At 68.8% G+C, this 24,470-nt stretch carries 24 protein-coding genes; 11 read left to right on the forward strand and 13 right to left on the reverse strand.

The genetic code is table 11. The features are described from left to right. The 3 genes from RJ03_RS29025 to RJ03_RS29035 form a co-directional block, all read left to right on the forward strand. The coding region (locus RJ03_RS29025; RefSeq protein ID WP_036508504.1) for a condensation domain-containing protein at positions 1 to 575 on the forward strand (575 nt) is incomplete at its 5' end. Beyond that, a complete protein-coding gene (locus RJ03_RS29030) occupies positions 572 to 2,140 on the forward strand; it encodes an ArnT family glycosyltransferase (RefSeq protein ID WP_051025378.1) in 1,569 nt (522 codons plus the stop codon). The genes RJ03_RS29025 and RJ03_RS29030, both read left to right, overlap by 4 nt. A 10-nt stretch (positions 2,141 to 2,150) precedes the next feature. Continuing rightward, a complete protein-coding gene (locus RJ03_RS29035) occupies positions 2,151 to 3,128 on the forward strand; it encodes a glucosyl-3-phosphoglycerate synthase (RefSeq protein ID WP_051025379.1) in 978 nt (325 codons plus the stop codon). On the opposite strand, the gene RJ03_RS29040 is transcribed toward RJ03_RS29035, so the two are convergent. After that, positions 3,055 to 5,121, reverse strand: a complete 2,067-nt coding sequence (locus RJ03_RS29040) for an acyltransferase family protein (RefSeq protein WP_036508552.1) — start codon at positions 5,119 to 5,121, stop codon at positions 3,055 to 3,057. The genes RJ03_RS29035 and RJ03_RS29040 overlap by 74 nt on opposite strands. A 250-nt stretch (positions 5,122 to 5,371) precedes the next feature. Between RJ03_RS29040 and RJ03_RS29045 the strand changes: the two genes are divergently transcribed. From RJ03_RS29045 to RJ03_RS29055, 3 genes are all read left to right on the forward strand, one after another. After that, positions 5,372 to 5,836, forward strand: a complete 465-nt coding sequence (locus tag RJ03_RS29045) for a nitroreductase family deazaflavin-dependent oxidoreductase (protein ID WP_036508506.1) — start codon at positions 5,372 to 5,374, stop codon at positions 5,834 to 5,836. Between the two features lie 60 nt (positions 5,837 to 5,896). Beyond that, on the forward strand, positions 5,897 to 8,320 hold the full coding sequence (locus RJ03_RS29050) for a beta-glucosidase family protein (RefSeq protein WP_245552415.1): 2,424 nt from the start codon (positions 5,897 to 5,899) through the stop codon (positions 8,318 to 8,320). A 113-nt stretch (positions 8,321 to 8,433) separates the two neighbouring features. Beyond that, a complete protein-coding gene (locus tag RJ03_RS29055; protein WP_167332027.1) occupies positions 8,434 to 10,497 on the forward strand; it encodes a neutral/alkaline ceramidase in 2,064 nt (687 codons plus the stop codon). Positions 10,498 to 10,506: 9 nt separating this feature from the next. Here the strand turns inward: RJ03_RS29055 and RJ03_RS29060 are convergent, their stop codons facing one another. Continuing rightward, on the reverse strand, positions 10,507 to 11,121 hold the full coding sequence (locus RJ03_RS29060; RefSeq protein ID WP_051025381.1) for a TetR/AcrR family transcriptional regulator: 615 nt from the start codon (positions 11,119 to 11,121) through the stop codon (positions 10,507 to 10,509). A 99-nt stretch (positions 11,122 to 11,220) separates the two neighbouring features. On the opposite strand from RJ03_RS29060, the gene RJ03_RS29065 reads away from it, so the two are divergent. Next, a complete protein-coding gene (locus RJ03_RS29065) occupies positions 11,221 to 12,054 on the forward strand; it encodes an alpha/beta fold hydrolase (protein ID WP_051025382.1) in 834 nt (277 codons plus the stop codon). Between the two features lie 25 nt (positions 12,055 to 12,079). On the opposite strand, the gene RJ03_RS29070 is transcribed toward RJ03_RS29065, so the two are convergent. The 4 genes from RJ03_RS29070 to RJ03_RS29085 all read right to left on the reverse strand — a co-directional run bounded on the left by RJ03_RS29070 (position 12,080) and on the right by RJ03_RS29085 (position 15,524). Beyond that, a complete protein-coding gene (locus tag RJ03_RS29070) occupies positions 12,080 to 13,159 on the reverse strand; it encodes a DoxX family protein (RefSeq protein WP_036508516.1) in 1,080 nt (359 codons plus the stop codon). Positions 13,160 to 13,243: 84 nt separating this feature from the next. Beyond that, on the reverse strand, positions 13,244 to 13,729 hold the full coding sequence (locus RJ03_RS29075) for a universal stress protein (RefSeq protein WP_232329527.1): 486 nt from the start codon (positions 13,727 to 13,729) through the stop codon (positions 13,244 to 13,246). Positions 13,730 to 13,738: 9 nt separating this feature from the next. After that, on the reverse strand, positions 13,739 to 14,158 hold the full coding sequence (locus RJ03_RS29080; RefSeq protein ID WP_036508520.1) for a MarR family winged helix-turn-helix transcriptional regulator: 420 nt from the start codon (positions 14,156 to 14,158) through the stop codon (positions 13,739 to 13,741). Further along, complete coding sequence (locus RJ03_RS29085; RefSeq protein WP_036508522.1) at positions 14,151 to 15,524, reverse strand: MFS transporter; 1,374 nt, start codon at positions 15,522 to 15,524, stop codon at positions 14,151 to 14,153. The genes RJ03_RS29080 and RJ03_RS29085 overlap by 8 nt, the downstream gene beginning before the upstream one ends. 106 nt (positions 15,525 to 15,630) lie before the next feature. On the opposite strand from RJ03_RS29085, the gene RJ03_RS29090 reads away from it, so the two are divergent. Beyond that, entirely contained in the window at positions 15,631 to 17,049 is a 1,419-nt protein-coding gene (locus RJ03_RS29090) for an amino acid permease (RefSeq protein WP_036508525.1), read from the forward strand. Position 17,050: 1 nt separating this feature from the next. On the opposite strand, the gene RJ03_RS29095 is transcribed toward RJ03_RS29090, so the two are convergent. The 5 genes from RJ03_RS29095 to RJ03_RS29115 form a co-directional block, all read right to left on the reverse strand. Beyond that, entirely contained in the window at positions 17,051 to 17,704 is a 654-nt protein-coding gene (locus tag RJ03_RS29095) for a hypothetical protein (protein ID WP_036508528.1), read from the reverse strand. 30 nt (positions 17,705 to 17,734) lie between these two features. Then, positions 17,735 to 18,292, reverse strand: a complete 558-nt coding sequence (locus tag RJ03_RS29100; RefSeq protein ID WP_036508530.1) for a TetR/AcrR family transcriptional regulator — start codon at positions 18,290 to 18,292, stop codon at positions 17,735 to 17,737. Between the two features lie 129 nt (positions 18,293 to 18,421). Beyond that, positions 18,422 to 18,703: a hypothetical protein gene (locus tag RJ03_RS29105; protein ID WP_036508560.1), complete on the reverse strand. Its 282-nt coding sequence runs from the start codon at positions 18,701 to 18,703 to the stop codon at positions 18,422 to 18,424. A 165-nt stretch (positions 18,704 to 18,868) separates the two neighbouring features. Continuing rightward, entirely contained in the window at positions 18,869 to 19,084 is a 216-nt protein-coding gene (locus RJ03_RS29110; protein ID WP_036508533.1) for a hypothetical protein, read from the reverse strand. A 191-nt stretch (positions 19,085 to 19,275) separates the two neighbouring features. Continuing rightward, on the reverse strand, positions 19,276 to 20,076 hold the full coding sequence (locus tag RJ03_RS29115; RefSeq protein WP_036508535.1) for an SAM-dependent methyltransferase: 801 nt from the start codon (positions 20,074 to 20,076) through the stop codon (positions 19,276 to 19,278). A 420-nt stretch (positions 20,077 to 20,496) separates the two neighbouring features. Here RJ03_RS29115 and RJ03_RS29120 point away from each other — a divergent pair, with 420 nt between their 5' ends. Next, positions 20,497 to 20,727 carry a DUF397 domain-containing protein gene (locus RJ03_RS29120; protein ID WP_030515774.1) on the forward strand — a complete coding sequence of 77 codons (231 nt, stop codon included), beginning with the start codon at positions 20,497 to 20,499 and terminating at the stop codon, positions 20,725 to 20,727. A 127-nt stretch (positions 20,728 to 20,854) separates the two neighbouring features. Then, on the forward strand, positions 20,855 to 21,754 hold the full coding sequence (locus RJ03_RS29125) for a Sco1979 family transcriptional regulator (protein WP_036508538.1): 900 nt from the start codon (positions 20,855 to 20,857) through the stop codon (positions 21,752 to 21,754). Between the two features lie 99 nt (positions 21,755 to 21,853). On the opposite strand, the gene RJ03_RS29130 is transcribed toward RJ03_RS29125, so the two are convergent. Then, a complete protein-coding gene (locus RJ03_RS29130; protein ID WP_232329526.1) occupies positions 21,854 to 22,132 on the reverse strand; it encodes a hypothetical protein in 279 nt (92 codons plus the stop codon). Positions 22,133 to 22,676: 544 nt separating this feature from the next. On the opposite strand from RJ03_RS29130, the gene RJ03_RS29135 reads away from it, so the two are divergent. After that, positions 22,677 to 23,519 (forward strand): acyl-CoA thioesterase domain-containing protein, encoded by an 843-nt coding sequence (locus RJ03_RS29135; protein ID WP_063820465.1) that lies wholly within the window; start codon positions 22,677 to 22,679, stop codon positions 23,517 to 23,519. Here RJ03_RS29135 and RJ03_RS29140 read toward each other — a convergent pair. Then, the gene (locus tag RJ03_RS29140; protein ID WP_036508543.1) at positions 23,516 to 24,361 is read right to left on the reverse strand and encodes a hypothetical protein; all 846 of its coding nucleotides are present in this window, start codon (positions 24,359 to 24,361) and stop codon (positions 23,516 to 23,518) included. The genes RJ03_RS29135 and RJ03_RS29140 overlap by 4 nt on opposite strands. Positions 24,362 to 24,470 lie beyond the last annotated feature (109 nt).

The raw sequence follows: 24,470 nt of genomic DNA on the forward strand, positions 1-24,470 counted from the left end.
AGTTCCTCGGTGGTGTGTTCGCCGCGATCGCGCTGACCGAACACGAATTGACCGGCAGGGACAAATATTTCGTGTTCACACCGGTCAACACCCGCGCGACCCCGGGGGAGCAGGGTGCGATCGGCTGGTACACCAGCCTGGTGCCGGTCGCGGTGGCGGTACGGCCGGACGAGACGTTCACCTCCCTGGTGGGCCGCGCCCAGGCCCAGGCCGATGCGGCGAAGGAACTGGCGCAGGTGTGCGTGCACCGGGTGCTGGAACTGGCCGCCGGCGATCCGCGCATCCACACCCGGCTCGGGTTCTCGGCGCCGATGGTCTCCTACGTCGATGTGCGGCGGATGGCGGGCGCGGAGATGTTCGACCGCATCAACGGCGGGCTGTACGGCAACCGGGCCAGTTCCAGCGAGGTCTACCTGTGGATCAACCGCTTCCCCGACATCACCCAGCTGAGCATGGTGTTCCCGGATACTCCGCGTGCGCACGAGGCGGTGGCGCAATATCTGTCGACGCTGACGAAGCTGTGCCGCGACATCGCGCTGACCGGCACCGAACGGGTCGATGCCGCATTACTGTGACCGATCGCGCCCCGAGCCGTAGCGAGACCGCCTCGGCCGGAATCGGTTTCACCGAGGCCGTCGCGCGTCGCGATATGCCTTCCGGCGCGGTGTGGGTCGGCGCGGTCGCGGTGCTCACGGCGTCGGTGCTCGTGGCCCGGTCCGCGCGGTACGACTGGTTCGGCGACGAGTTGTACTTCGTCGCCGCCGGATATCACCCGGCCGCCGGATACGTCGATCAGGGACCGCTGATTCCGCTGCTCGCACGCGCCGCGCACGCTGTCGCGCCCGACTCCCTGACCGTGCTGCGACTGCCGGCCATCCTGGCCGCAGTGGCGGCGATCGTCGTCACCGCGGCGCTGGCGCGGGAGTTCGGCGGCGGCCGTGCCGCGCGGAGCCTGGCCGCGGTCGGATATGCCTGCTGCCCCTATGTGGTCACCCAGACCGCCTCGCTGTCGACCTTCGCCCTCGACAGTACGGCCGTCGCTGTTCTCGCCTGGCTGTCGGCGCGCTGGGTGCGGACCCGCGCGAACCGGTTGCTGCTGATCGCGGGAGTGGTCGCGGCGATCGATCTGCAGGTGAAACTGCTGCTGCCCGTGGTCGTGGGCGCATTCGCCGTCGGTATCGCCTGCTGCGGGCCGCGGGAGATCGTGCGCCGGCCCGCGCTGTGGGCCGCCGCCGGTATCGCGACGGTGTCGGCGGCGCCGGCACTGCTGTGGCAGGAACGCCACGGCTGGCCGCAGCTGGCCATGGGCGCGGTGATCCGCGACGAACAGCGGGCGGCGACAGGCGGGACGGCCGGCTTACCGGTGCAGCTGGTGACGATGGCCGGAGTGCTGGGTGCGGTGCTGATCGTCTGTGCTGCTTGGGGATTCGCGGGTCGCAGGTTGCGCGATCACCGCTTCCTGGCCGTCGCCGTCTGTGTCATGGTGATGTTCGTGGCCGTCACCGGCGGGCGTCCCTACTACCTTGCCGGGCTGCTGCCGGTGCTGTTCGCGGCGGGTGCCTGCGTCCTGGTGGAGCGGTTGCCCGTGCGATGGTCGCGAATCACGGCCTGCACCGCCGCGGCGGTGTCGATCGCCATCGCCCTGGGGGTGGTGCTGCTGTTGCCATCGGGTGACCCGCCGCGGCCGGTGACCACGCGGGCCGAATTGTCCACGCGCATGCGGATTTCGGGCACCACCGGCTGGGACGCGCTCGTCGCCGGGGTGTCGCGCGCCGCCGAACGAGCCGGTCCGGATCACGCCCCTACCGCGATACTGACCCGGACCTATTGGCAGGCCGCGGCGCTGGCTCGTTTCGGGCCGCCGGAACTGCCGCCGGTCTACAGTCCCGATCGCGGTTTCGCGGAGTTCGGCCGCCCGCCGCCCGGCATCACCACGATCATCTACGTCGACACCGACACCGCCGAAACACGGTTGCGCCGAACGTTTTCCATCGTCGAACCTCTCGTCCGGCTCGACGATCCGCGTGGGTTCCCCGGTATCGACGCCCACGTGACCATCTGGCGGTGCACCGGGCCGCGCGACACCTGGGCGCGGCTGTGGCCGGAGCTGACGACCGACATTCTGGACCCGGGTATCTGAGGAGATAGCGATGACGTATGCCGCGGCCGCCGAATCGGCTTGTCCCGCACGCGATGTCGGCACGACCGACCTGACCCGGGCCAAAGGCGACCGGACCGTCTCGGTCGTGATCCCGGCCCTGAACGAACGCGACACCATCGCGGGCGTGATCGGTTCGATCCGGGATCTGGTCGGCGGACTCGTCGACGAACTGGTCGTCGTCGACTCCGGCTCGACCGACGACACCATCGCCCGCGCCCGCGCCGCCGGTGCGAGCGCGGTGTACACCCGCGAGCAGGCGCTGCCCGGGGTGCCGGTGCGCACAGGCAAGGGGGAGGTGCTGTGGCGGTCGCTGGCGGTGACGACCGGCGACATCGTCGTGTTCATCGATTCCGACCTGCACGATCCGGACCCGGGCTTCGTGCCCGCGCTGGTGGCGCCGTTGCTGCGGGATCCGGGCATTCAGCTGGTGAAAGGGTTCTACCGGCGCCCGCTCGGCGACGATCCGCACGGCGACACCGACGGTGGTGGGCGGGTGACCCAGCTGGTGGCCCGGCCGCTGCTGACCGCGCTCGCCCCCGAGGTGGCCGATGTGCGGCAGCCGCTCGGCGGTGAATACGCCGCCACCCGCGCCCTGCTCACCGAGATTCCGTTCGCGCCCGGCTACGGCGTCGAGATCGGCATCCTGCTCGACACCCTGCACCGCTACGGCCGCGCCGCGATCGGTGAGGTCGACCTGGGCGTCCGCATCCACCGCAATCGGCCGACCCATGAACTGGCCGTGATGAGCCGTCAGATCATCGCGACATTGCTCGCGCGCCTCGACATCGCCGATTCGGGGGTGGGGCTGACCCAGTTCCGGCCGGGCGCGACGGGGTGGCGGCGGGTGACGACTCCGGTGTCGGCGGCCGAACGTCCGCCGCTGGCGTCGCTGGTCACCACCAACCCAGCAGCGGGCTCAGCTGCCGGCCGAGTTCGGGGGCCAGCGAACGCGCGTAGCTCGCGGTGAAGTGGTGTTCGTCGTGATAGACGAGGATGTTGCCGACCTCCACCGGGCAGACGTCGCGTTCGCACACGGCGTCGGTGAGGTCGATCGGAAAGACGTTCGGGAAGGCGGCGGACGCGTCCAGGGCCGGGTTGACCGGTGAGAGCGCATCGGCGCGGTGCATGCCGCAACTGATCCGATCGCCGTGGCGGGCCAGGCAGTCGATCGCGCGGTAGCGCACACCGTCGCGGCGCAGCCACGGGGTGTCGCGGACCGCGATCACCCGGATGCCCTTGTCGGACAGGGCTTTCCACACATCCTGGTAGTCGGCCGGGGTTTCGTCGCCGCCCGCGTCGACCGGACGGGTGCCGGTGGTGAACACCCACTCGGGCCGCTCGTTGCCCAGCAGATCGATCACCTCGTGCGACCAGTCGCGGCAATCCGGATTCGGTTCGCCCTTGTACATCGCGTTCTGATCGAGGGTGAGCGGACAGCCCATCTTCAGATGCACCAGGATCTTGAAATTGTGCTGTGCCGCCAGCTGCTGCAGCGCCGGCATCCAGTGCTCGGCATGGGAGTTGCCGACCACCGCGAGCGTGTGCGGGGCATCGGCCGCCCCGTAGGTACAGGTGACGACCTCGCGGTGATCCCAGTCGGCGATACATCCGTCGACGGTCGGGCTGGGCAGTTCGGCCGGCGCCTCGTACAGCGTCGGCCGCATGCGCGCCTGCGGGACCGACGCGCCGCCGACCAGTGCCTCGGCGCCGGGATACTGCATCGGGTCGAGGGCGCCCACCGCACGCGGCGGATGAGTCTGCACGACCGCACTCCAGGTGACCGCCGCGCAGGCGACCACCGCCGCGATCACCGACAGTGCGACCCCGGCGGTGCGGCGATACCGCGGCCCGAACATCGGTGCGTCGCTCTCCTGGCGGGGGCGCAGGCGCAGCGGCTGCTCGATGTAGCGATGGGTGAGGTAGGCCAGCCCCAGGGAGACGGCGATCACCGCCGCGCCGCCGCTCACCCCGGCGCGGGAGCCGCCGCGTTCGGCGAGCAGGAAGATCAGCAACGGCCAATGCCACAGATACAGCGAGTAGGCCAGATCGCCGAGCCGGACCAGCGGCGGCGAGGCCAGGAGCCGGGTGAGCCGCGGCTGGTGCTGGGGACCGACCCCGGCGCCGGCGAGGATCAACGCCACGGCCGCACCGACCGGCAGCAGCGCCGGCGGCCCCGGGAACTGATTCGCGCCGTCGGTGATCCAGCCACCCACCGCGACCACCAGCAGGCCCGCGGCCGCCAGCACCGCCCGCACGACCCGCGGCACGCGCAGCGAGGCGGCGGCCAGTGCCAATCCGGCGCCGACCAGCAGTTCCCACGCCCGGGCCGCGCTGTCGTAGTAGTTCCAGCCCTGGTGGGTCGCCGAACCCTGCGCGGCATAGAGGAACGAGGCGAGGGCGGCGACCACGATCACCGCCGCCAGCGCCGGCCGCATCGCGCGCTCGCGCCCGAACCGACGGCATACCCATACCGTGGCGGCCACCACGAGCAGGGCCGCGAGGTAGTACTGCCCCTGCACCGACATCGACCACAGATGTTGCAGCGGGCTCACCGAGGGATCGGCGGCCAGATAGTCCGACCACGTCGTCGCCAGCCGCCAGTTCTGGTAGTAGAGCAGCGAGGCCAGGGTCTGGCCGGCCAGATCACCCCACTGCGTGTACGGCCGCATCGTGACGGTCGCCACGACGACGGCGCCGAGCACCACGACGAGAGCGGGCAGCAGCCGGCGGGCGGTACGCCGCAGGGTGAGGCCGATGCCGACCTCCCCGGATTCGGCCCGGCGCAGCAGCGATCCGGTGAAGAAATAGCCCGAGAGCACCAGGAAGATGTCCACCCCACCGGACACCCGGCCGAACCAGATGTGGAACACCACCACCAGCGCGATGGCCAGTCCGCGCAATCCGTCCAGGTCCCGGCGATAGCCCACCGCTCGCGCGCGATCGATGGCCGCCTCCGTCATCGTCGCGGGCATGACGTCGCGGCGGTGTAGACGGGATGAACGGAAGGGGTGCATGACACGACAATTCCCTATCACACCGTCCTTACCCGGGACCAACTCCGCGAGCGTGGCGTGCGGCAAGTCGACGGCCTCTTGTGACCACGGACAATGTCGAACAGGGCCGCGAGACGCGGGTCCGGCTGATGGACACCGCGACGGAGCTGATCGCCGAGCGCGGCTGGGGAGCGGTGACGACCAGGAGGAGACCGCCATGGCATTCGCCGAATTCGCCGCAGGGCTGGGTGCGCGGGCGCTGCACACCCGGGCGTTGGTCCGCGCACCCATCGGGCTGTACCGCGCGGGTCTCGGATTCGTCTTCGGGCAACGCCTGCTGATGATGGAACACATCGGCCGCACGAGCGGTGCGAAGCGGCATGTCGTGCTGGAGGTGGTCGACCACCCGGGCCCGCGCGAGTACGTCATCGTGTCCGGCTTCGGCACGCGCGCCCAGTGGTACCGCAACATCCAGGCCGAATCGACGGTCCGCCTGTGGGTCGGTACCCGCCGCGCGGTGCCGGCGACGGCCACGGCGATGACCGAGGCCGACTCCGCGACGGCGCTCGCGCACTACATTCGCGAGCACCCGAAGGCCTGGCGGAATCTGCGCGCCGTGATCGAACGAGCGACCGGCGCGCCGGTCGATACGCTGCCGATGGTCCGGTTGCGGCTGCGGTAGTCCCGACGCGCGGCGGCCGATACGGCGCCGACCCGCCGATATCCCGTAGCGTCGAGGCCGATGCGCAGTCGAGACGAAACGGGGCACCCGATGGACGACCGGATCGAGCAGCTGGCAACACAATTGGATCCGGCGGCCGAACTACGACTCATCTCCGGCGCCGGAATGTTCCGCATGGCCGGGGATTCCGCGATCGGCCTCGCCGAGATGCCGGTCTCCGACGGGCCCTCGGGCGTGCGCGGCGAGAACTGGGACGAACGCGATCCCTCGATCAGCCTGCCGTCCGGAACCGCGCTGGCCGCGACCTGGGATCGCGACCTGCTCACCGAGATCGGGGCACTGATCGCGGCGCAGGCCCGGCAGAAGAACGTCTACGCCGTCCTCGGACCCACCGTGAACCTGCACCGATCGCCGCTCGGCGGAAGGCATTTCGAATGCTTCTCCGAGGATCCGATGCTCACCGCGGAGATCGCGGCCGCGTATGTGCGTGCGGTGCAGGCACACGGCGTCGCCGCCTGCCCGAAACACTTCGTGGCCAACGATTCCGAGACCGACCGCTTCACCGTCGACGTCCGCGTCGCCGCGCGCGCACTGCACGAGCTGTACCTGTATCCGTTCGAACGCGCGGTGCAGGCCGGCGCGTGGATGGTGATGGCCGCCTACAACAGCGTCGACGGCACCACCATGACCGAATCACCCCTGCTGGACGAACCTCTCAAGGGCAGTTGGGGATTCGACGGTGTGGTCGTTTCGGACTGGACCGCCGTGCGCAGTACCGAAGGCGCCGCCCGCGGTACCGACCTGGCCATGCCGGGCCCGTCGCCGCTGTGGGGTTCGGCCCTCGCCGACGCGCTCGCGGCCGGCACCGTGCCGAAGTCCGCGATCGAGGACAAGGTCCGGCGCATCCTGCGGTTCGCCGATCGCGTCGGCGGGTTGGCCCCGCACGAACTCCGGCCGGTTCCGGACTTCACCGCCGAACAGGCCCACGATCTGGTACGCCGGGCCGCCGCGGCCGCGATGGTGCTGGTGCACAACGACGGTGTGCTGCCGCTGCCACCGCAGACCTCGGTGGCGCTGCTCGGGCCCGCCGCCGCGCAGCCGCGGTACATGGGCGGCGGCAGTGCGACCGTGATCCCCGACCACACCGTCACGCCGGTCGAGGGTCTGTCGGCGGTGCTGCCGGTCACCCACACTCCGGGTGTGCGCACCGGCGACGACCTGATTCCCGTGCCGCTGGAGCTGGTCACCGACCCGGCCACCGAGACGCCGGGACTGTGCCTGCGCTATCTCGACGGCGACCGTGTCCTCGACACCCAGCACCGCACGGCGGGCCGGCTGGTGCTGTTCGGTGATCCGCACGCGGCCGCCGCGTCGGCGATCGAACTGCGCGCGCGGCTGCGCGCCGATGTGGCGGGTGAGTGGCGGCTCGGTGTCGCGGCCCTCGGTCACTGCGTGGTGGAACTCGACGGTGCGACCGCGATCGACACCGAGATCGCGTTCGATGGCTCGGATCCCGTTGCCGCGCTGCTGGATCCGCCGCAGCGCTGCGTCGCGCGCGAGCTCGCCGCCGGTCAGGAGGTCGACGTCCGGATCACGGTCGGTTCGGGTGCGTCGGCGGCGGCGGGGCTGGGCATGATTCTCGGTGCCGGCCTGGTCGTGGCGCGGCCGGAGCGCGCGCCCGAGGAGGAATTCGCCGCGGCGGTCGAGGCCGCGCGCCGGGCCGAGGTGGCCGTGGTGGTCGTCGGCACCACCGAACAGCTGGAGAGCGAGGGCCGCGACCGGACCACGTTGGCGCTGCCCGGCCGCCAGAACGACCTGGTCGCCGCTGTCGCGGCCGTCAATCCGCGCACGGTGGTGGTCGTGAATTCCGGTGCGCCCGTGGAGATGCCGTGGCGCGAGGACGTGGCGGCGGTGCTGCTGTCCTGGTTCCCCGGTCAGGAATTCGGCGCCGCGCTGGCCGATGTGCTGACCGGTGCGGCCGAACCCGGCGGCCGGCTGCCGACCACCTGGCCGAAGGAACTCGCCGACGTGCCGGTCCGTGGCACCACCCCGGCCGCCGACGGCACCCTGACCTACGACGAGGGCGTGCACATCGGCTACCGCGCCTGGCTGCGTGCCGGTGTGCAGCCGGCGTATCCGTTCGGCCACGGGCTCGGCTACACCGTATGGGAACTGAGCGATCTCGCGGTGGACGGCCGCGAGGTCGAGGTCACCGTGGCCAATATCGGTGAGCGGACCGGTAAGCAGGTCGTGCAGGTCTATCTGTCCCGTGAGGATAGTGCGGTCGAGCGGCCGGTGCGCTGGCTGGCGGCCTTCGCCAGCGTGACCGCCGAACCGGGTGGGGTGCGCCGCGTGCGAATTCCGCTGCCGCAGCGGGCGTTCCAGCACTGGACGGATGCGGGCTGGGATACCGAACCCGGGGCCTTCACCGTGCACGTCGGCACCTCGGTGATCGCCCTGCCACTGACCGCGCCGATCGAGTAACCCGGGCTCCGCGAAATCGGGGCTAGCGTACTGGACGAGTGACCAGTAATCTCCGGTGCACACGGTTGGAGGAGGCGGTCGCAGCGTGGCGGCCGGAATCGAAGGAGCGATCAGTGACGTTTACCCGGCGATCGATGCTGGCCGGCACCGTGACCGCGGCCGTGGCAGTGGGTGTGGGGGCCACCGCTTCCGCGGGGGCGGCACCGATCCGGGTCACCGGCGACGAGGCGGGATATCTGGTCGGCGCGGGCATCGCCGATGTCACCGGCGCGGTCGCCGGGCAGGGCATGATGGGCTACTCCGAACTCGACCAGGTCGCGACCGGTCTGCTCATGCGCACCTGGGCGCGCGCCTACATCGTGGTCGACCGGGCCAGCGGTGAGCGGGTGGCCTTCGTCAACGCGGATATCGCCTGCCTGTTCCAGTCGGTGCATCTGGCCGTGATGCAGCGGCTGGCACAGCGGTTCGGTGCGCTGTACACCGAGCGCAACGTCAACCTCAACGCCACCCACAATCACAACTCCTGCGGCGGCACCGCGCGTGAATACGCGTATTCGCTTGCCGCATACGGCTTTCAGAACAACTCCCATCAGGCCGAAGTGGACGGTATCGTCGCGGCACTGGTCGCGGCGCACGAGAATCTGGCACCGGGCACACTGTCGCTGGGGCACGGCGAATTGCACGACGCCTCGGCCAACCGGTCCCGGGTGGCCTTCGACCTCAACCCGCCCGACGACAAGGCCGCCTTCCCGAACGCGATCGATCCGCAGGTGACGGTGCTGCGATTGCGGCAGGGCGGCAACGACATCGGCGCGATCACCTGGTTCGCGACACACGGAACCTCGCTCACCGACGCCAACACGCTGATCTCGGCCGACAACAAGGGCTATGCCAGCTATCGCTGGGAACACGACGAGATGGGGGTGCGCCCGGGCACCGGAAAGCCCGGTTTCGTGGCGGCGTTCGCGCAGACCAACGCCGGCGATATGACGCCGAACATCGGCCTCACGCCGTGGCATCCGTCCGGGCCCACCGAGGACAACCGGCTCAACTGCTCTCTCATCGGCGAGCGTCAATATCGCGCGGGCCGTGCGGCTTTCGACGCGGCGCGGCCGATGCGCAGCGGGGGAGTGGACGCGGCCCTGCGCTATCTGAACATGGCCGACATCGCCATCGACGGGTCCTACACGCCCGACGGCAAACCGGCGCGCACCGCGCCCGCCATGATGGGCGCCGCGGCCGCAGCGACCAGTTCGGAGGACAACTGGAAGACCCAGCTGTCGTTCCTGCAGGAAGGCAATGCGGATCCGGTCGTCGCGGCGCTCGGCGGACTGGACGGCCCCATCGAGCAGTGGATGCGGGATGTGCAGGCGCCCAAGCTGATCGTGGCGCCGCTGGGTGTGCTGCCGCCGCGCCCGTGGGTGCCGCTGACGGTGCCGATCCAGATTCTGCGGATCGGCGATCTGGTGCTGGCCTCGGGTCCGGCGGAATACACGGTGGTCTCGGGATTGCGCATCCGGCGGGTGGTGGCGCACGCACTGTCCGTGCCGCTGGAAAACGTGCTGCTGCAAGGGTATTCGAACGGCTACTGCGGCTATGTGACCACGCCGGAGGAATACGCCTCCCAGCAGTACGAGGGCGGGGAGACGCTGTACGGTCGCTGGACACTGCCCGCCTATGTGCAGGAATTCGATCGACTGGCCCGCGCGGTGGCCGCGCGCGTCGACCTGGGCCGCGGCCCGGCCCCGCTGGACTGGACGGCAGGCATACAGCCGAATCTCCTGCCGCCGGTACCGGCCGATGCGCCGATGACCGGGCGCACGTTCGGTGAGGTGATCACCGCGCCGAAACCCGGCTACGGACACGGCGATACGGTGACGGTCGAGTTCTGCGGCGCCCACCCCGCCAACGATTTCCACACCGGCGGAAGCTATTTCGAGGTGCAGCGCGCCGAGGGCGAGCAATGGCACGCGGTATTCGACGACAACGACTGGTGCACCGAACTGCACTGGTCACGCCCGCCCGGCCAGCCCGAGGCCTCGCGCGTCGCCATCCACTGGACCGTGCCCGCCGATGCGGAAGCGGGGCGCTATCGCATCGAATACCGCGGTGACCGCCGCGACGGCGCCGCGACCGTCCCGTTCACCGGCACGACCGCAGAATTCGCCGTGGGCTGAGCGTCTGTTTCATTCCTCGGAAACCGTTGCCGGGGAGCGCGTTTCGGTGAGCGTGTCGAGATAGGCGGCCATCGCCAGGCCGGCCGATTCGATCGGGCCGGTCGAGCGCAGGGTGCGGCTGAGAATGAACGCGCCCTCCAGGGCGCCCAGGACCGCGATCACGAAGGTGTGGGCCGCGGGCGCGGACAGCCCGCGGGCCCGGAAGTACGCGCTGCCCTGGTCGATCCAGGACTGCATCACCTCGGCGGTCACCTCTCGCAACGCCGGTTCGCTGTCGGCGATCTCGCCCGCGACCGTGCCGACCGGGCACATGTTCATCCAACCGGACTGCTCGATCTGTTCCGCGGCGGCGGTGAACGCGGCCACCACCGCCACCCGCAGCTCCGGATACGGGTCCATCAGCAGCGGTAACAGCTGGATGTAGGCGGCGCCGCTGGTTCGCAGCGCGGCGGCCGCGATCTGCTGTTTGCCCTGCGGGAAATGGTGATACAGCGATCCGATCGGGGCCCGCGCGGCGGCGGTGATCTGTTTGACGCTGGTGGCGCCGTAGCCCTGACGGCGCATCAGTTCCGCCGTCGCGGTGACGATGCGCTCGGCGGTCGGGGTTGACACGGTCTCGGACATGCTCCCATACTAGAACACACGCTCTAGAGCGAATGTTCTAGCAGGTGGACGCGTCTTTCCGGACGTGGCCGCAGGTGTCCGATGTGGAGGTGGCAGCGCATGCCGGTCGTCGAGGTTCCCGCCGGGCGGATCCACTACGTCGAGGAGGGACAGGGTCCGCCGGTCGTGCTGCTGCACGGACTGCTCATCGACCACACGGTGTGGGATCGTGTGATGCCCTTGCTGCCCAGCGGTTTTCGCTATGTACGGCCGGTGCTGCCACTCGGCGCGCATCCGGAACCGATGCGGGCGGACGCCGACCTGAGTATGCGCGGCCAGAACGTGGTGCTCGCGGACTTCCTCGACGCGCTCGATCTTCGCGATGTCACCCTGGTGCATTCGGACTGGGGTGGCGGACTGTTCCTCACCGCCTACGGTCTGGACAAACGCGTCGCCCAGTTGATCGTGCTCCCGTGTGAGGCCTTCGACAACTTCCCGCCCGGCCTGCCCGGAAAGCTGGCCGTGCTCGCGCTGCGCGTCCCGGGTGCGCTACCGATCGTCCTGCGCCAGTTGCGGATCGGGCTGTTGCGCCGCTCGTCGCTGATCTACGGGCAGATGGCGCGCTATCCGGTACCCGACGAGTTGATGCGCGGCTGGACCGAACCCGCGCTGCGTAATCGGGACATCGGCCGCGACGTGCGCAAATACGGCCGGGTGCTGCCGCCGGCCGCGCAACTGATCGCCGATACCGAAGCCCTGCGGAACTTTCCCGGCCGCGCCCTGGTGCTGTGGTCCCCGGCGGCCGCGCCGATGCCGCGCGAACACGGGCGCCGCCTCGCCGAACTCCTGCCCGCGGGCCGGCTGGTGGAAATCGAGGACGCCTACGTCCTGTCGATGCTGGATCAACCCGAGGCCGTGGCCGCGGAAATGACGGCGTTCCTCACCGGCGCCTGATCCGGCGCCGGTGAGAAATCCGGTGTCACTTGCCGTTTCGGGCTTCGGCCAGACGTTCGCGGGCGGTGTCGGCGGCCTTCTCCGCACGCTCGCGCGCGGCCTCGGCCGCCTTCTCGGCGCGCTTGCGCGCCTGGCGCGCGAAGATCGACCCGCGCTGCTTGGCCACCTCGGCCCATTCGCCACCGTGTTCGCGGGCGGCCTCGGCCCATTCGGTGCCGCGGTGCTTCGCGAGCTCGGCCCAGTCGCCCCGATGATCACCCGCGGTGTCGGCGAGTTCGGCACTCTTGCGCTTGGCGAGCTCGGCCCACTCACCGCCGTGTTCGCGCGCCGCTTCGGCCAAATCCGCGCCGCGCCGCTTGGCCAGCTCGGCCCACTCACCGCGATGGTCGAGTGCGGCGCCGGCCCATTCGGCGCCGCGGTCGCGTGCCAACTCCGCCCATTCGGTGCCCTGCTCGCGAGCCGCCTCGGCGAGTTCACCGCCGCGAGACTGGGCCACCGAGGCCAGCTCGGCGCCACGCGATTGCGCCACCGAGGCCAGGTCGGCGCCCTTGTCCGCGGCGACCGAGGCCAGTTCCCGGCCGCGGACGGCCTGCTGCTGCAGGCGATCCCGCACCGTGTCGGCGGTGGTGGCGGTGAACGGGAGGGCGGCGGCTGCCTTGCGCGCGGCCCGGCGACCCCGCCAGCCCAGCGAGGGCTTGCCCTCGGTATCGGCGGCGGCGATGAGCAGGCCACCGAGCAGGCCGACGTCCTTGAGGAAGGCCGTGCGCTTGGCGGCGCGCTGCTGCGCATCCGATTCGTTCCAGAAGTCCTGCTCGGTCACGGTGGCCGGGACGACGGTCACCGCCAACGCCAGCGACGAGAGCCGGGGTGCGCGGTTCAGGGCGAGCAGGGTTCCGGCGCCGACTCGGACGATGGCATTGATCCGCACTATTTTCGCCGGATCGGAGGGCAGTTTGGCCGATACCGAATCCGGCAGACGCTGTTCCCCATGGGATACCAGGGTGGTGGCGGCCTGCGCCCGTGGCTCGGGATGCATCAGAGTGTCGACTCCGTCGACGACGAACACCGATGCCAGTAGCGGCCGGGCAAGGCGGCGAATCAACATAGTGAAAACCCTTTCCTCAACGGTCTCGTTCCGGCGGGTTCCCCCGATGCCGCGTCCCAATCACACTCGGGACGCCGACGGAGCTCAGGGCACGACAGTAACCGGCCAGCGGCCCGCTTTCACCAGACGCACCGCGACCGAGCCGATAATTCGATGCCCGGCCTTCTCGGACGCGCCGACCACGACGCCGTCGGCCTTCAATTCGTCGGCGGCCTCGGCCAGCACGGTGAACGGATCGCCGCGGCGGGTGATGAACTTCCAGCGGGTGCGGTAGACGTCCTTGACCTTCTCCGCGTGCTCGCGTACCTCCCGGGCCAGATCCTCGGCCATCTCCGCGGTCGCGCCCTGGACGTCGACGCCGTAGGCGCCGGCCATGGCCATCCAGGGCTGGACGTAAATCATTGCCAGCAGGGAGTTCTGGCGCCGGGCCAGTCCCGCGGCATAGGCGGTCGCGCGCCAGGAGGCATCGGATCCGTCGATGCCGACCATGATCACCCGGGGGCCGTCGGTGCCCAGTTCGAAACCCGACGACAGGCCGGGCGCCCACTCCGGTGTTGTCTCTTCGGCCACGACCCGAGCCTAGAGCAGGCGCAACAGATCGTGCAGCGCGCGCAACTGCTCGGGCGGCAGCGCGGTGAGGGCGGGCGGCGGCGGATCGGGAGTGGCCATCGCCCGGGCGAGCACCTCCCGCCCGGCATCGGTGATCGTCACCAGTTTGCGCCGCCGATCGTCGGCAGCGGTGTCGCGCGAGACCAGACCGCGGGCCTCGAGATCGTTGACCACCACGGTGGTGGCCGGCGCGTCCATGGTGGCCACCCGGGCGAGTTCCTTGAGTGGCAGCGGGCCGGGCGCCAGCCGACGCAGTACTCGAAACCTGCTGAACGGCATGCCCGTTCGATCGACCACCGCGCGCTTCCAGGTGTCGCGGGTGTCCTTGACCACGTCGGTCAGTACGCGCCAGACCTCGTCCGGGCTCGGGGCGAGCGGACCGTCAGACATGAACGGGCTCCTTGTGTTCGAGCAGGGGAGAGATCCGGTCGCGCGAGCGCAGCGCCCAGCCGGTGTTGGCGGCGATGCCCAGCACCACGACGCCCGCCGCCAGTGCCGCCACGACCCACCACAGTCCCGCCCCGGCCAGCAGGCCGCACAGGGCGACACCGACGCTGACGCCGATCTGGCGGCTGGTCGAGGCGACCGCCGAGGCCGCGCCCGCCCGATCCATCGGCATCCCGCTGACCGCCGCCGTGGTGATCGGCGGGTTCACCGTCCCGAAACCGGCGCCGAAGATCGCGAACATCACCACCAGTTGCCAGACCGGGGTATCGGGTCGCAGTGTGGTCAGCAGCGCGGCGGCTGCCGTCATCAGAATTCCGGCGGCGACCAGCGAGGGCCGGGTGCCGAAGCGGCCGACCAGCCGGCCCGACAGCGGCGAGCAGATCAGCATCGCCAGCGCCATCGGCAGGTAGAGAAGTCCCGTGTGCACAGCCGAATAATGCCGTACGCCTTGCAGATACAGCGAAGCGCTGAAGAGGAAGGCGCCCAGTCCGGCGAAGGCGCAGATCGCGGTGACGGTGGCCGCCGCGAACGGCACGCTGCGGAAGAATCGCAGATCGATGAACGGCGAGCGATGGCGCCGTTCGGCGTAGAGGAATCCCGCCAGCGCCACGGCCGTGATGCCGAAGATCTCCGGGCGATGTTCGATCAGCCCGAAGACCAGCGTGAACATCACCACGACCGCCAGCACCTGGCCGAGCGGATCGATACCGCGTGCTGTCCGCGATTTCGATTCCGGGACGTAGACCGTGGTCAGCACGAGCGCCACGGCGCAGATCGGCAGATTGATCCAGAACACCGACTGCCAGCCCAGCGCGTCGATCAGCACGCCGCCGACCATCGGGCCGATCGCGGTGGAGATACCGACGACCGCGCCCCAGACGCCGACCGCGCGAGCCCGTTCGACGCGGCCGGTGAAGACGGTGGTGATGATCGACATCGCGATGGGATTGAGCATCGAACCGCCGATGGCTTGGATGAAACGTGCCCCGATCAGCATGTCGATATCGGGCGCGAGGCTGCACAGCAACGAGCCGAGGGCGAAGATGCTCAGCCCGATCCGGAACATGCGTTTGCGTCCGAAGCGGTCGGCGGTCGCGCCGGACAGCATCAGCAGGCTCGCCAGGGTGAGGGTGTAGATGTCGACGATCCACTGCAGCCGCGACAGCGGCGCCTCCATATCGCTGCGGACGGTCGGAATCGCGACATTGACGATGGTCGCGTCCATCGACGAGATCAGCAGGCTCAGACAGCAGGTGACCAGCACGATCGTCTTGTGGCGCGGCGTCAGCCCGGAAACAGTTGTAGGCACACAATGATTGTGCGCTCACAACTATTCGCTGACAAGGACTGTGAACTAGTTCACTGCACGGTTGCACCGGTCGCATACCGGCCCCGACCCGGTACGGTGCTGCGATATGACGACCGACCGGAAACCCGAGGAGCCGGGCGCGCCCGCCCTCGCGTCCGCGGGTGAAGAGGGCTACCAGCGCGGCCTCAACCCCCGAACCATCCAGATGATCGCCATCGGCGGGGCGATCGGCACGGGACTGTTCTACGGATCCGGTGGGGCCATCGAACAGGCCGGCCCGGCGCTGATCCTGTGCTACCTCGCCGCCGGCCTGGCGATCTTCGTGATCATGCGCGCGCTGGGGGAGTTGCTCACCTACCGGCCGGTGTCGGGCAGCTTCGGTGAATACGCGCACGAATTCCTCGGTCGCTTCGCCGGCTTCGTCACCGGCTGGACCTACTGGGCGGTGTGGGTGGCGACCTGTATGGCCGAGATCACCGTCGCCGGCAAATACATCAAGTACTGGTTCGCCGTACCGGAATGGGTGACCGCGCTGGTCGTGCTCGGCGTGCTGTTCGCCGCGAACCTGATCTCGGTGAAGCTGTTCGGCGAGGGAGAATTCTGGTTCTCCACCATCAAGGTGACCGCCATCGTCGCGATGATCGTCATCGGGATCGGCGTGCTGATCTTCGGTTTCGGCCACGCGCCCGATCCGACGGTGACCAATTTGTGGGCCGACGGCGGTGTCTTCCCGAACGGATTCGGCCAAGCGCTGCTGGCGTTGCAGATCGTGCTCTTCGCCTATGTGGGCGTCGAACTCGTCGGCGTGACCGCGGGCGAGGCCGCCGATCCGCGCCGCACCCTGCGCCGGGCGATCAACTCGCTGCCGCTGCGGATCGGGCTGTTCTACGTGGGCGCGCTGATCGTGATCATGTCGGTGTCGAGCTGGCGGGTCTTCCACTCCGGGCGCAGCCCGTTCGTGGAGGTGTTCGAGCAGATCGGCATTCCGGGGGCGGCGGGGATCATCAACTTCGTGCTGCTGACCGCGGCGCTGTCGTCGTGCAACTCCGGTATCTACTCCACCGGGCGCATGGTGCGCAGTCTCTCGCTGCGCGGCGAGGCCCCGGCCGCGCTCGGTGGTCTGAGCAACCGCCGGGTGCCGTTCGCGGGCATCGTGCTCTCGGCGGCGATGATGGTGATCGGTGTGATCGTCAACCTCGTCTCACCGGACAAGGCGTTCAACTACATCACGTCGGTGTCGACCATCGGCATCATCTTCGTCTGGGGCATGATCCTGGTCTGCCACCTGATCTACCGTGTCCGTGTGCGGCGCGGCGAGCTGCCGGCCAGCGACTACCGCCTGCCCGGGGCGCCCGTCAGCTCGGTGCTGGCGCTGGCTTTCCTCGGATTGGTCGTGGTGTTGCTGTTCTGGACCGACAGCGGCCGCACCGCGCTCGTGGTCGGCCTGGTGTGGGCGGTCCTGGTGTGCGCCGGATACCCGGTGGTGAACCGGCTGGCGCGCCGCCGGGCCTCCGCGGCGAGCTGACCTACTTTCCGTCCGGATGGCCGACCGCGGCCAACGCGGTGGTCCAGTCGCCGGCGATGGCGTTCTGCGCGTCCGTCAGGCCGACCGCGCCGGAGCAGATCAGCGAGTGCAGTTTGTTCTCCACCGAATCCTTGGGGTTGTTCGGCCCGGACCCGGCCTTGTGGTCGGGCGAGGGCGGTTCGACCCAGAGATTGCGCGGATCGTTCGGGTCGCCGCCGAGTTCCAGTGAGATCAGGTGGTCGTATTCGGCATCGTGCAGATTGCCGGTGTAGCCGTAGGATTCGGCGTTGGCCTTCTTCTCCCGGTCGGTGATATTCGCCGGCGGGCGGATGGACTGGGTGTATCCGCCCACGCAGATCGTCGACTTCACGGTGTCGGGCGTGACCTTGGGATTGGTCGCGCCCGGCGTGCAGTGCGGATCCGGAAGTGGCTGTCCGTCAGCGGATTTGCCGACATGGCAGGTGCCCGGCGCCGGTTGCGCGGCGACGGTGTAGGTACCGGAGGGACCGGGACCGACCGGGGGCGCGCCCTGATGGGCGATGGAAACCGGATGTGCCGCCTGGCTCACCGGCGACGAATTCTGGTGGGAGCACCCACATATCAGCAGCGGCGCCGCGAGTGTCGCAGCGGCCAGGAGGGTTACGCGTGTATTCATGATGTCCTCGGGCCGACCTTCATCAGGCTCTCATTGTGCCCGTTCGTAGATGGCCAGCGCGATATCCTCTGCGGCCCGGCGACATTGCTCGTCGGTCATGTCGACGTCGCCCATCATCCCGATACTCCACGAGATGGCCAGCAGAGCTTGGCGGGCATGGAAGACCGCCAGGGGATCGTGGCCGGGTGCCGTCATCGCGTCGGCGACCGCGCGGAACTGGTAGCGCAGCACCGATCCCACGCCGAGCCGGCGGAACGCGGGCTGGTTCTCGTACATGAACCGCGTCATCTCCCGCCCGGTGTGGTGCAGCACGGCGCCGTAGCGGCGCAGGATCTCGCGGCCGGTCTCCGGTCCGGGCGGTTGACCCTCGGCCCAGGCCAGCAGGTCGTCGATGCCCGTGCGCAGATCGTCGGCGAGGCTGACGACGATGTCTTCCTTGGATCGGAAGTGGTAGTAGACCGCGGCTTTGGTGATGGCGAGCCGATCGGCGATCTCCCGGATCGAGGTGTGCTCGTAGCCGTGCGCGGAGAACAGCTCCATCGCGACCGACCGGATGCGGTCCCGGGTGTCGGTCCGCCTGCCGGCCACGGGCCCTCCCTTCTCGACCGAGGGACGGCACCGGATCCGCCGGTGGTCCGCGTTCACCCTACTGGGACGGTGCGCGGAGGCGGGACCGGACCGTGCCGTTTCCGGGTGAATCGTCCGGAATGTCGGGAACTACTGCGTCAGAATCGAATTCATCAGAGTTCCGGCGCTGGTCGCGACCAGGCCACCGACGAGGGCGCCGGCCACCATTTTCGGCGACTGCAGCGGGCCGCCGTTCCACTTCTCCCAGGCGAACCGGCCGCCCGCGAAGATGATCGCGCTGGTCCCGGACAGCAGCATGAACCAGGTGAAGTAACGCACCAGTTTCAGGAGTTTGTCCGCCGCCGGAGGTGTCTCGGGCGTCGGATTGCCGACCTGGGCCACTATGACGTCGTGCACCGCGAGAAGGATCATGATGCCCTCGTTCCACAAGATGGTGTGGTGCGGGTACCACCATCGTAGGGCGCGTATTCGTCCTGATGGCAAGCGAATGCGAGCCGGGATGCGGAATCGCGGTGTCGGAGACCGGTTTCGAGGCGTTCAGCCGTCTTGACGGGGTCCCGCCGAGCGTGGAACGAACTACTCGTCGTCGAGTCCGGCGGACAGATACGCCGCGGCGGCGATCCACTGCCGGCACGACAGGTGCCGATCGTGTGCGTAGAGAATCGCGCGAGCGCGGGGATAGGTGAGTTCTCGGGGTTCGGTGGCGCAGTCACCGACCTGATCGGCACCGGGCGCGCGGTGCTCGGATAGGCCGTGATCGCATGTACCGGAATGCTGGAGCAGTTGGTTCATGGGATGCCCTCGACCGTTGGCGAAAGATTGCGGAAGCGAACGTTTCGGCACGGCCTCCCGCTGCTTCCGGCCTGCCTGCTCCGGCGTGGTCCGGCCATGTCGTGCGGTCGAGTTTACGGCGCTGCAAGGAGCAAATGCAAGTACATCTGCACACTCGCCGGTGATCGGAAGTGTTGTGCCGCAACGGGTGATCACGGTTTGCGCGCCACCGCGCCGTAACCCGACACCGGCACGGTCGGTACCGGTTCGCCGACCGGTCGGCGCCATCGAGTCAGTGGGACGAAGCCGGGTTCGAGCAACTCCAGCTCCGCGAAGATGGAGCGCAGCTCGCAATGGTCGCGCGGGAAATACGGTACGGCCGTGACGTTTTCGTACGTCGCGCACATCCGGACGAAATCGGCGCTGTCGGTGGTGCCGTCCCAGTAGGCGAGGTAGCTGCCCCGGCAGACCCGCGCCATCGAATCCGCGACGACTCCGCGCAGTTCGCCGATGCGCTCGCAGTGGCCCAGTACGCCCATGAACATGACCGCGACCGGCTCGTCGAGATCGAAAATGTCTGCGACACGGTCGAACAGGAGATCCGGTTCGCGTAGATCCGCGTCCAGATATACGGCCCGTGGGTCGGTCAGCAGGGTCCGGCCGTGGGTCAGCACCAGGGGGTCGTTGTCCACATAGACGACCCGCGCCGCCGGATTGCGCCCGCACGCGACCTCATGGGTGTTGTCCGTGGCGAGCAGTCCGGCGCCGATGTCGAGAAATTGCCTGACCCCGAGGTCGCCGGCCAGATGGCCGACGGCGCGCCGGAGAAAGCGGCGGCTCTCGGCCGCCAGGGCGGTGATACCGGGATCGAGTTCCGTTGCCGCGCTGCCTACCCGGCGGTCGACCTCGTAATTCTGCCGTCCCCCCATCCAGTAGTTCCAGATTCGCGCGGTATGCGGAATATCGGTCCGAATCTCACGCTGCCGGCTCGGCTGCTGCTGTCTTGGCGGCACCGATTCCCTCCTGCTCCCGGTTCCGACGCTCGAGTCCCGTCCGGCGGTTGCCGATGACGGGTGGGCGAGACGGTAACCGAAACGTTCGCATCCGGTGGGCCGATCCGCGCGGAATGTGCCATCCGCCCCGGTCGGGGCCCGAAACCGACCGGTCGGACACCGTTTTCGGGCACCCTCGGGGCGATTCGAAAGATGACGAGTCAATGGAAAAGGCCTTGTCGCCCTTGGTTTTTTGCGATTTTCCGCAGGGCTCGATCCGGGCCAACCCCCGTGCTATCGTTCAAAGCGTCGGTTTCAAATGCAAGTACATTTGCTCGAACATATGCAAGAGCTGAAGATAGGCATCAGCTCGTTCAATCCGGATCGCCGAGTGTGGGCCTCTGCTGCCGAGCTCGGCCACCACGAACCCTGGAGACAGTCATGACCGATTCCACTGCCACCACAGCCGGCCGCCTGTCCGAAGCCGCGTGGCGCAAGAGCACGTTCAGCAATCCGAGCGGGAACTGTGTCGAATTGGCCGATTTGTCCAATGGCCTGGTTGCCGTGCGCAACTCGCGTGACCCCGAGGGTGCGGTGCTCGTCTACACCCGCCCCGAGATCGATGCGTTCCTGCGCGGCGCCAAGAGTGGAGAGTTCGACGATCTGGCCTGATCGGCGGTAGCATGGCATTCGGCGCGGTGTCGGTACGCGACGAGGCAGAGATTCCTGATGTTCGACCAGCTGCTCTCGATGGTTGTACCCTCATTGCCGGTGATCGTCGAGCATCGGAGTAGACCTCATGATGGCAGAGCCCGTCCGGATCGGCCGTGTGGATTCGCTTGTCGCCGAACGCGGTCCGACAGCGCTTCGGATCGCGGTCGGCGGACAGCTCCGCAAACTGCGGGAGGGCGCCGGCATCACGCGTGAGGCGGCCGGCGAGCACATCCGTGGTTCACACGCGAAGATCAGCCGACTCGAATTGGGCCGCACCGGTTTCAAGGAACGCGACGTTCGCGATCTGCTGACGCTCTACGGCGTCGAGAACGCCGAAGAGCGTGAGATGTTCCTGGATCTGGTGAGTCGCGCGAACCAGCCGGGGTGGTGGCACAGCTACAACGATCTGCTGCCCCAATGGTTCGAGACCTATCTGGGTCTGGAACACGCGTCGAAGTCGATTCGTACCTTCGAAGGTCAGCTCGTTCCCGGTCTGCTGCAGACCGAGGAGTACACCCGCTCGGTGGTGGCGCTCGGGCATGAGAACGCCGAGGCCGCTCGCCGAGTGGAACTGCGCAAGAAGCGCCAGGAAATCCTGGACCGCCCCGGAGCGCCGACGCTGTGGGCCGTCCTCGACGAAGCGGTGCTGCACCGGCCGATCGGCGGTGAGCAGGTGCTGCGCGCACAGCTCGACCATCTGGTCGCGGTCTCGATGAAACCGAACGTGACCATCCAGGTGCTGCCGTACGCGGCCGGCGGTCACGCGGCGGCGGGCAGCTCGTTCACCATGCTGCGCTTCGCCGAACCCGAACTGCCCGACATCGTGTATCTCGAACAGCTGACCAGCGCACTGTATCTGGATCGTCAGCAGGATCTGGAGCTCTACCGCCAGGTCATGGATCGGCTCAGTGTGCAGGCCGAACCGCCGGAGCGGTCGCGGGAGATGATGAAGAAGGCCGCGGCCGACCTGCCCGACCTGGCCTAGGCGCTCGCCCGGGTGGTTCGGGTCCCTGAAGACCGCAGTAGCCGTAAGACAGCAGTAGCCGCCGACCCGAAGGCCGGCGGCTACTACTTCCGTCCCGATCTATTGTTTGATGAAGCTGGATGCGATGCGCCAGAAAGCTTCCGGTTGCATCGCGTCGAAATCCCAATCGTTCACCAACGCGTGCGCGGTGGTGACGATGCGATCGATATCGAAATCATCGCGTGTGGCCGCGCCGGTGGACTCGACCGCACTGATGACGAAAGATGTTGCGGTTTCCCGCGAATAGATGTGATGCCCGGTCCGGTTCCTGTCCATCACTCCGAGCCGACCGAGACCCATTGGCTGGTTCATACGAACGCCCCTGACGCCAGGCCGCATGATTTCCTTCGGCGAAAATTGGCTTCCGGTTCACCCTGCGGCTCACGGGTAGTCCCCTGCATTGCCTTGCAGCCCGAGTCTAGGGTGGCCGCGAGATCATATGCAAGCACATCTGCAACATCGAATCCCCGGTCAGAGCGTGGTTTTCGGCTGCTGACGGGTTGCTGTGAACCGCTGCCGGAGGCCTCCCTTCGGACGGGAATCCGGGGCCGATTCCGATAGCGGGGGAGATATACCGACCGGCACGGCGGCCCGGGCGGGCGGGTGGCTTGCTGCACTGTTTCCACACGGACCGGACGGCTGGTTCTCTCGCCGAAAAAATGTGGTATTGCCGCCGGCAATCGACATGCCGATCATGATCGAACACGCTGCCGAGCGTGTCGCACGTGTCCCGCGCTGCGGCCCCGGCGTGGAACCGGTTCTCGTTGCCGTGCTATATCTGCCTGGACCAGCAAGATCAGTCGCCGACGGCGAACGCGCGCTGTCGCCGACGGCGGCCGGTGCGGTACTCGCGGGCGGTGACCCGAGGAGACAGGCACGCGCAGTGGACAGCTCGCACGGATATTTCGCGGTGGACGGCCGGGGCTTCACCCCGAACCGGATGGCGGCCAGTCAGTGGTCGGCCGATCAGGTGGTCGGACCGGCGCTGTGCGGGCTGCTGGCGCGCGCGCTCGACAACGAGCACGCCACCGACGGGTTCGTGCCGGTGCGGCTCACCGTGGACCTGTTCAAACCGGCGCGCATGCACGAGCTGTCGGTCTCGACGACCCGGGTGCGCAACGGCAAGCGCATCCGGCTCGCCGACGCGGTCGTCACCCAGGACGGCGAACCCGCGGCACGCGCCTCGGTGGTCTTCCTGCAACCGTCCGAGCAACCGCCGGGCGAAATCTGGACCCGGGACCGGCAGCCGGTGCCGCCGTCGCTCGAGGTGGCGCCGCCCTCCGATCTGCCGACCGCACCGCTGTGGCACAGCGACGATTCCGCACACTGGTCGCGGGTGCCCTCGGAACACGAGAACGGCAGTCGCAAACGCAGCTGGCAGCATCCGGTGAACGTGGTCGACGGGGAGCGGCCCTCGCCGTTCGTGGTGGCCGCGATGGCCGCCGAGCAGACCAGTATGGTGACCAACTGGTCCAGTGCGGGAGTGGGTTTCATCAACACCGATCTGACGCTTGCTCTGGTGCGGATGCCCGAGGGGGCCGACATCGGGCTCGAGGCCGATAATCACTTGAGCCGCAACGGAATCGCCGCCGGCACCGCGACCCTGTTCGATCGCCACGGCGCCTTCGGCAGCGCGATGATCACCGCGGTCTCCAACGCCGCCCGCCAGATCACCGCGAGTCACCTCGACGATGTGATCGCCGCGGCCAACGGCGCGCGCCGCTAGTCCGGCGACCCGCGCCGCTCACCGAGACGGTGGGCGGCCCACCGGCGGGCGGCGTCGCGCAGGCCGTGGGTCCACACATTGGGGCTGCGGTTGGCCGTGGCGGTCCACTCCGCGGCCAGTGCGGTGGAGAAGATGCGCAGGTCGCGCTCGGATGCGGCATGCCAGGCCGGGACCTGGGCCGCCCACGACTCGGCGGCGGCCGGATCGTGGCCGGCGAAGATGAGCCACACGATCCAGCATCCGGGGTCGATCCACGCCGCGCCCCGGGTCGCCCACGGCCAGTCCACCAGCCGGGCCTCGTCGTGATCGACGATGACGTTGCTGTAGTTCCAGTCGGTGTGCAGCAGGGCGTCACCGGCGAACACCGCGATGTCGGCGTCGTCGTCGAGATAGGCGCCCCAGCGCACCTCGGCATCCTTGAGCTCCACCTCGGCGGGCGGGTGCAGCCGGCTCAGCGCGGACATCGCGGCCGCGGTGGCGGCGAGGTCGGCGTCGACGCGATAGTCCGCGAAATGCCCCGCGATGAACTCGAATCCGAGCAGATCCCATCCGCCGGCCGCGATCTGCCACCGTAACCGCGGGCCCACCGGGGTCACGTGACGGGCCAGGGCGGCCTCGCGGTGCTGGGTCCACACCTCCGGATCTCGTTGCGGCACACCCTTGATGAAGGTCCGGCCATCGGCCGTCTCGATCACCGTCGCGAGTTGACTGCTGAAGCCGGCGATCACCGAATCGGCCCGCGCGACCCGGCCCGTCACCGCTTCGACCGCTGCCCGGGTCGCCGAGGGCAGTTGTTCCCAGTTGCGCCGGCGCGAGGAGGTCTGCGCCCGATCGACTGTCACCCTCGAAGAATTACCCCCGATGCCCTGCTCTGGCAAGGGAACTCGATCATTCCACAGCCGCTTCCGGCAGCGTTCTTTCACCTGTGTTTTCAGGTGCGGTTTTCACGCC

It is taken from the genome of Nocardia aobensis NBRC 100429 (genome assembly GCF_000308375.1).
Classification (GTDB): Bacteria; Actinomycetota; Actinomycetes; order Mycobacteriales; family Mycobacteriaceae; genus Nocardia; species Nocardia aobensis.